This window comes from Planktothricoides raciborskii GIHE-MW2 (assembly GCF_040564635.1).
GTDB lineage: Bacteria > Cyanobacteriota > Cyanobacteriia > Cyanobacteriales > Laspinemataceae > Planktothricoides > Planktothricoides raciborskii.
The window spans coordinates 2132262-2144197 of sequence record NZ_CP159837.1 but is presented as its reverse complement, the minus strand read 5'-3'; the positions used below and the strand labels follow the sequence as shown (position 1 = coordinate 2144197).

The following is an 11936-nucleotide window of genomic DNA, read 5'->3' as shown; positions in this document are numbered from 1 at the left end:
ATTTAATTGATAATATTTAATTGATCAATATTAATCAATATATATAAATAAATATATATAAAATACATAAACCCAATATTCTAATAGGTGAGAGGTGAAACATGGCTCAAAGGCTAAAAAGTTGGGAGTCTCCTCGCTATCAAGGGAGAAACTCCAAAGGTAAAGGCGGTAGTGCCCGGCAGCGGCAACTGAAAAAACAACGGCAAATGCTTCGGAAAAAGTTGCAGGGGGAAACCCCCCAATCAAAATCAAGCTCAAAATCCAGAGAAGAGAACTTAAGTTCTCTTCTCTTTTTGTTTATGTCTACGGATCTGAGTTTATTGCGAATGCCTGGGGGCGCATCCCGATTTTGCCATTATGCCTGTGATATCAATCACAAGATTTCGTCTGCTGCCCTCACTTAGTGGGTTGCTACCCCGTCACCCTGAAGATCGATCGCATCCCTGATGGGTATAGCTGCCTCCAGGAGGTTATCTCCTGAATCTAAAAGCTGATTTTTCCCGACACAGTTTGCCATCCTCACCCCTCTACAACCTAGACCATAGAAGAATTTGGGACTATATCATCCCGAAGATGACCATGCTGGGGATGCTGCCGTTGGGAGTTTACCCAGTCTATTTAATCGAGTGTTCCGTACAAATACCTGGGTGAAACCGTGACATCAGTCACAGAATTTAGTCCGGTTACCTCACCCAATCGCTTGCCACCCCGTCACCCTGAAGATCGATCATATTCACGATTCCGCAAGACGAACCTCACTGCTTTATCCAGAGGAGTCTCTTACGATCGAAGTGAGGATGATGAAGGAACTTTCAGTAAGGAACTTTAGGTTATGTGCAGCGGTAAAAATAGTCAGTGTGGAAACCAGCAATTCCAAGATATTCAGGCACTGCAAAAGCGCTTTATGTCTCAGGTATCCCATGAGTTACGCACCCCGTTAACTAAAATTCTGTCTTGTGCGGAGTTGATGGAGTTGTCATATCAACAATGGTCTGATGAGAAAAAGCTTAAATATTTAGGAGTGATTCAAAAAGCTGCGTTAGAATTGAGGGAAATTTTAAATCATAACGATTTTCAGGAAAATCTGAAAGATTTTACTGAGGAGAATTTCCCGAATAATCCCTAAGAATCCCTTGATGAGTCTTGACTAACTATGCCAAAATTCAAAGTTTTTGTGACTCGCCGCATTCCTAAAGTTGCTCTCCCCCCATTGGAGGCGATCGCTGATTTGGAGGTTTGGCCAGAAACTCTGCCTCCTTCTTATTCGGTGTTACAAGCCAAAATTCCCCAAGTTGATGGGCTTCTATGTTTGCTGACCGATCGCATCGATCAACCCCTGATCGATGCCGGTCTTATGCTAAAAGTGATTAGTCTCATGGCAGTGGGTTACGACAATATCCATATTCCCACCGCGACGGCGCGAAAAATTCCCGTGGGCTATACCCCAGGGGTGTTGACCGATGCCACCGCTGATTTTGCTTGGGCGTTATTGATGGCCGCTGCCCGAAGAGTGGTGGAGGGCGATCGCTTTACTCGGTCGGGGGGTTGGCAAACTTGGGAACCTCAGTTATTACTTGGCCCTGATGTCTCTGGGGCGACCTTGGGGATTATTGGTTTAGGACGCATTGGTCAAGCAATGGCGCGGCGAGCCAAGGGCTTTGAGATGCGAATTTTGTATTCTAGTCGCCATCGCCAAGACCCAGAGTTGGAGCGATCTCTCGGGGTGGAATTTGTGGAGTTAGAAGACTTGTTGCAAGCTTCAGATTTTGTCAGCTTGCATACTTCTTTGTCTGACCAAACTTATCATTTATTGAGCGATCGCCAATTTCAATTAATGAAATCATCGGCAATTTTAATTAATACTGCTCGCGGGCAGATTGTCGATTCTGATGCTCTTTATCGCGCCTTGGTTCAGGGGACAATTGCTGGGGCGGCGATCGATGTGACGGAACCAGAGCCGATTCCGAACGATAGTCCATTATTAACTTTGGATAATTTAATTATTACGCCCCATATTGGCAGTGCATCCCGTCCCACCAGAGAGAAAATGGCGATGATGGCCGCTGCAAATTTAATCGCCGGACTCCAAGGCGATCGCTTGCCCAATTGTGTCAATCCTCAAGTTTATGATTGATTAGGCGGACTGGATATTGAACATATTCAACCCCAAGCAAAAATAAACCTAAAAGCCCTAAAAAAATTCTTAGGTGATTCTATCTGATGATTCAGGAGTATTTTGCCGTAATTGATATTAGTTATAAAAAAATTAGGATGGGTAATGCCCTGCTTTGAAGTATGAGATCCCATTAACCGATGGTTGGTGGTGGGCAATGCCCACCCTGAATAAAAGCGATCGCCTCTGCCTAATTATTTCCGCTTTAGCAAGTTTAATCTATCAAAATATTTTCGTCACTCTCCCGTTTATATTGCCATTCAATATCGGGCATCCGATCGAAGGCTTCTTTGACCGAGTTTTCCCATAACTTGCGAATTTTAGCTAAATAGGGATCTCCTAATGCTAATCGTAACTGATGTTTAATCACAAATGAATCCGTTTGATACATGATTAAATCAATGGGCGGCCCCACAGAAATATTAGATTTCATCGTAGAATCAATGGACAATAAGGCACATTTGGCTGCCGCTGCTAAATCCGTCTCAAAGGTCAGGGTGCGATCGAGAATCGGTTTGCCGTATTTTGTTTCCCCAATTTGCAGAAATGTCGTATCTCGCGTGGCGTGAATACAATTCCCTTGACTATAAATTAAATAGAGTTCTGGTGGTTGTCCTTTAATTTGCCCCCCTAATAAGAGCGAGCAACTAAAATCAATTCGATCTTTTTCTAACCAAGGGCGGTCTTCATTTTGAATTTCTCTCAATTTACTGCCAATATATCGAGCCACTTCGTACATCGTGGGAATATTGTGGAGATTGTTCGCCTCGTTTCCCTGAATGTCTTTTTCCAAAATCGTGATGATCCCCTGAGTAATCGACAGATTCCCGGAAGAACACAAAATCAATACTCGTTCCCCAGGGACAGAAAAATCAAACAATTTCTGATAAGTAGAAATATAGTCTACTCCCGCATTGGTGCGAGAGTCAGACGCGATGACCAATCCAGCACGAGTGATGATACCTAAGCAATAAGTCATAAAAACTAAACTAATTGACAAACCATTCAAAGTTTATAGCCATATCTACCGAGATGGTACAGAAACCGGGTTTCTGGAGAAAATCTTGGCCGCCGAAGCCAAAAGAATCGCCGCAACCCGGTTTTTTGTTTGGGTTTTGTCTATCTTAGTTTAGTTGGGGACAAGTGAGGGGTTAGACCCCTCATGTGTAATTGCCCTCTAGCAAAAAAATCAAATATCAAAGAGAATAAAAGTAGACTGAAAGTGTTTGACATCTTCTAGCCCCGATCCCTCCATTCATCCCCTGGAGGGATTTTATTTTTTCGGCTATGTGAGGCTGCTAAGTAATTTTTGAGAAGTTTTTTAGATGAAATCGCCCAGGAAAGGATCTGGTTCATCGATCAGTTGACGGTATGACTGAATTTTGGCTAAGTCCACATTGCCGCCACTGATAATCACCCCAATGCGTTCTTCAGGGGAAGAAATCATTCCCTCTAATAAAGCCGCAGTGGCGATCGCCCCGGTAGGTTCTACCACTAACTTCATCCGTTCCCAGAGGAAAAACATTGCCCGGGCGATCGCGGATTCAGAAACCGTAATCATTTCATCGACATAATGCTGAACCAAGGGAAACGTCAGCTTGCCCAAAGAGGGAGTCCGGGCGCCATCGGCTATCGTCTCTGGGTTGCGTACCGTCTGCAATGTTTTGCTATAAAACGACCGGGTAGCATCATCAGCTTTTGCCGGTTCTACGCCAATCACTCGGCAAGAAGGGGAGAGGGTATGGGCGGCGATCGCGCAGCCGGAAAGTAGCCCCCCACCGCCACAGCACACTAATAAAATATCTAACTGACCGACTTGTTCGATCAACTCTTTGGCCACCGTCCCCTGACCCGCAATCACCGCTTTATCATCATAAGGAGGAATAATCGTCAAACCTCGGGCTTCGGCAATTTCTTGGGCAAACTCTTCGCGAGTCGTTTTCTGTGGATTATAGAAAATCACCTCAGCCCCATATCCTTGGGTAGCCATTTTTTTCACATCTGGGGCATCCTCTGGCATCACAATCACGGGGCGAATGCCTAACAACTGCCCTGCCAAAGCCAACGCTTGGGCATGATTCCCCGAAGAATAGGTCAACACTCCCCGATGCTTTTGCTCATAAGATAGCTGCACTAGGGCATTATAAGCGCCGCGAAACTTAAACGATCCAGTCCGTTGGAAGTTTTCACACTTAAAAAACACCTCACTTTGAGTCATCTTATTGACCGTGCGTGAGATCATTACCGGAGTGTGCTTTGCTTGCACCATTAAATAACGGGCGGCGTCTTGCACATCTCCATAAGAAACAGGCAAGTTCGGGGCTTCAATGGTGGCCGAGTGGCGATACAAATTGATCATGGTTCTGTGGGTTCCTTCTCTTTTGGGGGCTTAGTCGGCAGTCAAAGACAGTTTATTTGGAGGGATTTGGCGGGTTCCATGATGGTTTCATTAGTGCTTTAGGCTGCATTTTATGGCATATAAATTTCATCACGATGAATCGCCGTCATAGTCGCGCATTTTTGCTCACAAGTGTAGTAATTTCTAGTTTACCAGATATTTTAAGCTGTGCCTAAACCGTAAGGTTTTGTATCGATCGCACCTCCTGATATTTTGTCTGATAATTCATCTTACCCTTTTCCCGCTTGATGGCGATCGCCGTATCGGGTTTTATCCTGGCAAATATTTTGGCAAATATTTTGGCAAAATTTACGGATGATATTTGAGTATCTGCCACTCGATCGCCATAGCCACAGCTAATCCCACCACATAAGCCACCAAGTCCCAGAGTTCGAGCGGGCGACCCCAAGGCAATTTGGGCGATCCAATGCTGATTTTGCGGAGTTAGCCCAAATAATTGGGCGAATTCGATCAACAGTGCGATCGGGCGAAAGCTCAGGCGAGGGGAGGGAATCGCGCCCACAATCGTCCCTCGGAGAACCATTGATCCGCCCCAAAAAAACCCTCAGCAGAAAAAATAAAAACATCACCGCCACCACATCCCCCAGATAAAACCGAAAAAACTGCCAGCCCGGGTCGGATATTTCGGTATAAATCAGAATCGACACACCGGCCTAAAATGTTGCCACCGATAAAATTAAAAAACGTTGCTCAACTCGCGTATTGTTGCATCTTGATTTTTTTTCTATGGTTTTAATTACCGATATTTTGCCGATATGCTTTGGCAAAAAAAGAGCAAAAAATATTTTAAAAGCTATATTATTAACTGCTAAAGTAGAAGCAAATATATATAATATTCGTTATTTAAATTAAAATTAATACAATTATATAGGGGCGTTAAAGCGAACAGCCCCTACTACCAGAAATTAAATGTATTATTTTGCGTTAAAATTACTATTTTTATATTTTTATAAAAGTTTTTTCAAATAATTTAACTTGAACATATTTAAATTTTTATGCAAGGTTTATGCATTTATTTTCAGGCAATTTTAGCGTTTTTTTGCTAATTTATTGGCTAAGCTATTTATTTTTTTTATTTTTTATTATTTTTGGCTAAATATTATAAATTAGACACAAAAGCTTTAGCTTTAATATCTCGTTTCTTTTGATTACGGCAGAGTTATGGCCAAAAAAATTTCCCATACTTTTGATAGTTTCGAGTAATTCTGAAACATCCATTCAAGGTTTTTCGGTAGCATATGAAGATTCAATTAATACATAATTAACCGGCGATTACCCGGTTTCTTCGTCGCTGGCTTCGGGAATAAATTCAGCATAATTATCCGACTGCCAAAATATCTAAAAATTTAGGATTAATTGCTCAATGCTGACGGGTTGGCGAATCAACCCATAAGTTTTTTGGTCGATTAATAATTCATCTGGTTGAGTATAATCCTCAGTGATAAAAATAATCGGAATATGCTGACATCCGGGATAATTTCTTATCACCCCTGCAACTTCTAGCCCGTTCATGTCTGGCATCCACAGGTCTAATAAAATTAGATCCGGAGGGTTTAAGTTAACTTGATGAATAGCTTCTTGGCCATTGGTGACCAAAATAAGTTAATGTTTAGTGTCCCTAAAATATCTGGCAATTGATTTTAGATTAGACTGGCTATCATCGAGGACTAAAACTTTTGCTTTGTGAAACGGATCTAACGGATCTAACCGATCTAAATCTGGCTTAATTTATGGCTTGATTACTGGCTTGATTACTGGCTTGATTACTGGCTTGATTACTTTAACTGGCAAGATATCCCGTGAATTACTCAACACGGTGACTTGGGGAAAACAGAAAGAAAATGTGCTGCCTTTGCCTAATTCACTGGTGAGGTGAATGCTGCCCTGTCGCCTAATAGATGGGTCAGGGGTTTGGTAATGGCTAAACCTAAGCCTGTGCCGCCATATTTTCGGGTGCTTTGACCATCACTTTGAATGAAAGCTTCAAAAATTCGCTCTTGCTGATCTAGGGCGATACCAATTCCCGTATCTGCTATCTGGATTTCTAAAGTAATTTGATTCAGATAATTACCCGGATTTACCAGGTTTTTAGCGTTTACTCGCATAGCGATCGCCCGTCAGTAAATTTCAACCCATTACCTACTACATTAAACAGAATTTGCCGCAGCCGCACTTCATCAAATAAAATACCTAGAGGAACTGACTCGGCAATCTCCACATAAAAACGTTTTTTTGTTCAGCGATGGGTTTAAATATCTGCTGAATTTCTTGGATTAATTGGCGGATATCCAAGAATTATGGCTAAATTTATAGTTGATTTGCTTCAATTTTGACCAAGTCTAGAATATCATTAATTAACGCCAGCAACATTTTGCCGCTGCTAGTAATACTGTTTAAATAATTGCGATATTCTGATCCGGTTATTTTTCTTGGCAGTAAGTCCGTAAATGCCAGAATAGCATTCAGAGGAGTGCGAATTTAGTCACTGATATTGGCCAAAAATTCACTTTTTGCCCGGTTAGCACTTTCGGCGGCTTCTTTCGCTTCTTTTAAGGCAATTTCTGCTTGTTTAAGAGCGCTGATATCTGTGGAAATTGACCCCACGGATTCGATAATTGTGCAACGCCGCAATTAAATCAAGTTAATTTACTGGTATTTTTTTTCTGATTAGATGTAGATAAATTCGCGCCAATCCGCATCTATAAAGGTAGAGAATTTAATATAGTTGTTGCTAATAATTGGGCTTGTTGCCGTATTTCCCTGATAGCTGTAGTTTCCCATAAATCTCCTTTCCGGGGAGGTCCAAGGGTATAAAGTAAACTAGAACCTTGACCTTGGGCATCTAATATAGCCCCATTAGGTAAAGTATATAGTCCCCCCAGAGGATTAGGACAGATTAATCCTTGACTTCTTAAATGAGCAATCAAGGGTTGTTTTGCGGCTGAATAATCTACTTGTATTCCTGTACAATTAATTAATCTTTTAACCTCTATGATTGACTTATGCTGTTGCCGAGAAATAGTCACATATATACCGTTAATTGTCTCGCGACAATCACAAATTTTTCCAGTTTTTAAAATTAGTTTTTTTTCCGTAATTAAATTTTCAATAATTTCGCCAATTTCCGAAGAAAATCGATGGCGATGAATATCCCAGTAACGGGTGACATGACGCAAAAATCTTTGCTTTTCAACGGTTGGTAATTGTTGCCACAATTCCTGAGTCACCGGACGAAGCGAATCGATGACAGAGTGCCAATTATAACCTATTTCTGTGGCTGTTTTAATCTCAGAACGAATACACTTTAATAAACCCCTAATTGTTTTGGGTGCCGTATTTCTAGTTAAAAAAGTCGGGTAGGGTTGGCTAGGCTGATGAGACAAAGGCAATAAACCATGACGGGAAACGGCATAAATTTTACTTTGGTGATGGCGATCGCGCAGAGACATCACCATATCCACCATTGTTAATCCTGTACCAATCAATAATACAGAATCATCCACCTCTAGCCCGGTTAACGCATCCTTTGACCAAGCATTGCGTATATAGGGTGGTTGTAGTGAAATATTGGTTGCATCAGGCTGAAACTTACCTAAAGAAAAAGGACGAGGAGTTGCCCCATTACCGATCGCTAAAACTATTTTATCAGCGGCAAAATTATCTTGATTTTTGAGGTAAACAATTGCTCCCCTATTTTGAGGCTGTATCCCGACAACTTCATCAATAATCCGTTCGAGTTTGACATAACTTGAGGCGGTGGCTTCGGCTTCTTCTAAAACCGACTGAATATATAGTCCATAAACTCGACGAGGAATAAAAAGACTCGGATTCGGTGGAGTTGGCAGCGAATCTTTTAGGGTATGATAATTAAACTTGAGCCAACGGAGTAGATGACTTGAATCATCAGGAAAAGCACTCATTCCTGCTGCCGGAACATTGAGTAAATGGCTATTGCTTGTGGTACTATAAGCAACTCCTTTGCCAATATCGTTAGAATCTATTAGCTTTATTGTCAGAGGTCTATCAGTATTTTTTAACAAGTGGACAGCCACCATTGTTCCACTAAATCCCGCGCCGACAATAGCCACGGTAAGAGAAGCATCTGAAATCATATTGATCCCCCTGTTTAAAGCAAATTATTTTCTGATATCAAGTCCCTGCGATCGGTTATAAAAACAATCCTATCTCGTTAAGATGGATTCCCGCTTTCGCGGGAATGACAGCGCTGTGTGGATCATCAAAAAATCCATGGACTTGATGTAATTTAAGCAGCTTCAAAAAAACCGGAGAAAAGAAACCAGGTTTCTATCAAAAAAATTGACTAATGAAGAAACCTGGGATCTTTGCTAATTAGCCTAATTGTTTTTGTCGGATTCGTTCCAAAGCATGAACCAGCGCATCTACCTCAGATTTAGTATTATAAAAAGCCAAGGACGGACGCACAGTTGCCTCTAAACCAAACCGTCGCAAAATTGGTTGGGCGCAATGATGACCCGCACGCACCGCGATGCCTTCTTGGTTGAGTGCTTGTCCTACAGTTTCCGCCGAGAACCCATCCAAAACAAAGGAAAGGACAGCAGCTTTTTCTGGGGCAGTACCAATTAAATGCAGACCGGGAATAGTATTTAAACCCGTGGTCGCATATTCGAGCAATTCATGCTCATAACGGGCAATATTTGGTAAACCAATCTGTTGAACATAATCAAGGGCTGTGGCTAATCCCACCGCATCAGCAATATTCCCCGTCCCAGCTTCAAATCGGGCTGGACTATTTTGATAAACAGTGCGCTCGAAAGTGACATCAACAATCATGTTGCCGCCACTCTGCCAGGGGGGACTGGCGTTTAATAAGTCTTCGTGACCATAAACCACCCCAATGCCAGTGGGTCCGAAGATTTTATGACCGGAAAAAACAAACCAGTCGCAACCGAGTTGTTGCACGTCAATGGGAATATGAGAGACGGACTGAGCGCCATCTAATAACACTTTGGCACCAACTTGGTGAGCCAGGGCAATCATTTTTGCCGCCGGAGTAATGGTTCCCAAAGCATTAGAAACTTGGGAAAAAGCTACCAATTTTGTGCGAGGATTGAGCAGTTGTTGATACTCTTCCAACAAAATTTGTCCGCGATCGTCTACGGGTGCAATACGCAACTTGGCTCCGGTCCGAGTTGCTAACTGTTGCCAAGGCACAATATTAGCATGGTGTTCTAAATGACTTAGAACAATTTCATCCCCAGCTTTGATGTTTTGTTCTCCCCAACTTTTCGCCACCAAGTTTATGGCTTCTGTGGTTCCTCGTACAAAGATAATTTCGTTGACCGAGGAGGCATTGATAAAATGGCGCACTGTCTCCCTAGAGGCTTCGTAGGCATCTGTTGACCGGGCTGCTAATTCATGGGCGGCGCGGTGAATGTTGGAGTTTTCATGGGAGTAATAATGAACTAGGCGATCGATGACGGCTTGAGGTTTTTGAGTCGTTGCCGCATTATCAAACCAGATCAGGGGTTTACCGTTGACTTTTTCTTGCAAAATGGGAAAATCACGGCGGATGGTTTCGACATCGAAAATATCCTGTTTTGTCACCGCCGCCAGAGGCACAAAAAATGGGTCAATCGGTGAATTTTGCCTGTAATTCTGTGGGGAATAATCCTCAACAGTTTTAGGGATGTTCTGATCCGGTTTTTGTCTTTCTACCCCTTGACTTAAATGTTCTAAAAAATAGAAGTTGGGGGTGACAGTTGGGATAGATGGTGTGGGAACCGATGCTAAGGATAGATTCGGAACTGTAGGAGTTGCGGGAGTCGCGATCGCCTGGGGAATTTTTTTGGGAATATGGGATGCAGCAGCGCGTACTTCCTCTACGGAATGGGGGGGGTGGGGCAGATCAACACCGGGATCGCTAAAATAGAATTGCGGCTCCCCAACAGGTAAGTGAGGTGTGGATACTGACGGTAATTTCCCATCGAGATTTTGTTGATGAATATTGGAGCCCGGACCACTAATATCCTGAACCGATTGAGGGATATTTAGGGCGTCGGGTAATTGCACATCAATGCCGCTGCGCTTCACTTCTTGAATAAAAGCATTCGCCAGTTGCTCAAAAGTGTCCGCTTTAAATAAGGGGTTGATGCCATCTCCCCCAACATTAGCGACAGAAGGACTAGGGTTGGGTTTCGCAGGCCCTTCTGTCAGGGAATTTTCCGGGTAAAGATTGGGGGTAGTCATTAGTAGGTGTGGTACTGGTTGACATCAACGTTCTGAAGAACGGCAGCCGCATCGTCGGTCAGGACGGCTAAAGAGCAGTACAGGGAGACGAGATAAGAGGCGATCGCTTTGCGGCTAATTCCCATAAAGCGCACGGACAGTCCGGGTCCCTGTTGACCGGGCAAATTCGGTTGATACAAGCCAACCACTCCTTGACGACTTTCGCCGACCCGCAGCAGTAAAATATTGGTTTTGCCCTCATTATTCACCGCGAGTTTATCGGAAGGAATTAAGGGCACTCCGCGCCAGGTGATGAATTGAGAACCAAATAAAGAAACGGTAGCGGGGGGAACGCCACGGCGGGTAGCTTCCCGACCAAAGGCAGCGATCGCTTTAGGATGAGCCAGGAAAAAGGCGGGTTCTTTCCACACTTTCACCAATAACTCATCAAGATCGTCTGGAGTAGGGGCTAGACCTCGGGGCTGTACTTTTTGACTGTCAACAATGTTATTGAGCAACCCGTATTCAGCATTATTAATCAGTTCATTTTCTTGACGTTCTTTCAAAATTTCAATCGTCAAGCGCAACTGTTCATGGATCTGATCGTGGGGACTGCTATAAAGGTTAGAAACACGAGTGTGAACATCGACAACCGTATTAACAGCGCTGAGAAAATATTCTCGCGGCTGTTCTTGATAATCCACAAAGGTTTCAGGCAACTCTCGCTCATCTCGTTCTGAGCAAGCCACTTCGACTTGAGAAGGATTTTTGACTTTGTTCAGACGATAGATCCCGGCTTCAACAGGAGTCCAGTGCAGCAGACGCACAAACCAACGGGGACTAATTGTGTCTAATTGAGGAACTGTTTTTGTGGCATTAGCCAACTGACGCGCTGCGACATCATTAACCGCTAATTGCAGTTCAGGGTTATTGGTGCTAGTCATCGATTGTAACTCCGATTGATTAAATGAATGAGGTTAAATCTCTCGCTCAAATCACTCTCTAGAAACCGGGTTTCTGCTGTCGATATCACAGTGCATCTGTGGGAAGCAACAAAGAAACCAGGTTTCTTCTGGTTATTTCGGGTCTAAATAAAAACCTGAAGATTTCGCAGGGTTTTGCAGTGATTTCACGAGG

14 protein-coding genes are annotated in these 11936 nt (G+C 43.1%); 4 read left to right on the top strand and 10 right to left on the bottom strand.

The features are described 5' to 3' along the window. Positions 1-101 precede the first annotated feature (101 nt). From ABWT76_RS08975 to ABWT76_RS08960, 4 genes are all read left to right on the top strand, one after another. Positions 102-404 (top strand): hypothetical protein, encoded by a 303-nt coding sequence (locus tag ABWT76_RS08975; protein WP_354635972.1) that lies wholly within the window; start codon positions 102-104, stop codon positions 402-404. 251 nt (positions 405-655) lie between these two features. Further along, positions 656-829 carry a hypothetical protein gene (locus tag ABWT76_RS08970; RefSeq protein WP_156331627.1) on the top strand — a complete coding sequence of 58 codons (174 nt, stop codon included), beginning with the start codon at positions 656-658 and terminating at the stop codon, positions 827-829. A gap of 3 nt (positions 830-832) precedes the next feature. Then, on the top strand, positions 833-1126 hold the full coding sequence (locus tag ABWT76_RS08965; RefSeq protein WP_054465631.1) for a histidine kinase dimerization/phospho-acceptor domain-containing protein: 294 nt from the start codon (positions 833-835) through the stop codon (positions 1124-1126). Positions 1127-1153: 27 nt separating this feature from the next. Then, complete coding sequence (locus ABWT76_RS08960) at positions 1154-2134, top strand: D-glycerate dehydrogenase (protein ID WP_054465630.1); 981 nt, start codon at positions 1154-1156, stop codon at positions 2132-2134. A gap of 253 nt (positions 2135-2387) precedes the next feature. Here ABWT76_RS08960 and ABWT76_RS08955 read toward each other — a convergent pair whose 3' ends face one another. The 10 genes from ABWT76_RS08955 to ABWT76_RS08910 form a co-directional block, all read right to left on the bottom strand. Continuing rightward, entirely contained in the window at positions 2388-3152 is a 765-nt protein-coding gene (locus ABWT76_RS08955; protein ID WP_054465629.1) for a proteasome-type protease, read from the bottom strand. Positions 3153-3494: 342 nt separating this feature from the next. Continuing rightward, complete coding sequence (locus ABWT76_RS08950) at positions 3495-4532, bottom strand: threo-3-hydroxy-L-aspartate ammonia-lyase (protein ID WP_054465628.1); 1038 nt, start codon at positions 4530-4532, stop codon at positions 3495-3497. Between the two features lie 211 nt (positions 4533-4743). Further along, positions 4744-5094 (bottom strand): hypothetical protein, encoded by a 351-nt coding sequence (locus ABWT76_RS08945; protein ID WP_156331626.1) that lies wholly within the window; start codon positions 5092-5094, stop codon positions 4744-4746. 836 nt (positions 5095-5930) lie between these two features. Next, on the bottom strand, positions 5931-6188 hold the full coding sequence (locus ABWT76_RS08940) for a PleD family two-component system response regulator (RefSeq protein WP_190877000.1): 258 nt from the start codon (positions 6186-6188) through the stop codon (positions 5931-5933). 260 nt (positions 6189-6448) lie between these two features. Continuing rightward, on the bottom strand, positions 6449-6697 hold the full coding sequence (locus ABWT76_RS08935) for an ATP-binding protein (protein WP_054465625.1): 249 nt from the start codon (positions 6695-6697) through the stop codon (positions 6449-6451). Between the two features lie 202 nt (positions 6698-6899). After that, the gene (locus ABWT76_RS08930; protein ID WP_199317230.1) at positions 6900-7058 is read right to left on the bottom strand and encodes a histidine kinase dimerization/phospho-acceptor domain-containing protein; all 159 of its coding nucleotides are present in this window, start codon (positions 7056-7058) and stop codon (positions 6900-6902) included. Positions 7059-7070: 12 nt separating this feature from the next. Beyond that, the gene (locus ABWT76_RS08925) at positions 7071-7223 is read right to left on the bottom strand and encodes a hypothetical protein (protein ID WP_156331625.1); all 153 of its coding nucleotides are present in this window, start codon (positions 7221-7223) and stop codon (positions 7071-7073) included. 68 nt (positions 7224-7291) lie between these two features. Then, positions 7292-8704, bottom strand: a complete 1413-nt coding sequence (locus tag ABWT76_RS08920) for an FAD/NAD(P)-binding protein (protein ID WP_242049672.1) — start codon at positions 8702-8704, stop codon at positions 7292-7294. 238 nt (positions 8705-8942) lie between these two features. Further along, entirely contained in the window at positions 8943-10820 is a 1878-nt protein-coding gene (locus ABWT76_RS08915) for a family 2A encapsulin nanocompartment cargo protein cysteine desulfurase (protein ID WP_354635971.1), read from the bottom strand. After that, entirely contained in the window at positions 10820-11743 is a 924-nt protein-coding gene (locus ABWT76_RS08910; protein WP_354635970.1) for a family 2A encapsulin nanocompartment shell protein, read from the bottom strand. The genes ABWT76_RS08915 and ABWT76_RS08910 overlap by 1 nt, the downstream gene beginning before the upstream one ends. Positions 11744-11936 lie beyond the last annotated feature (193 nt).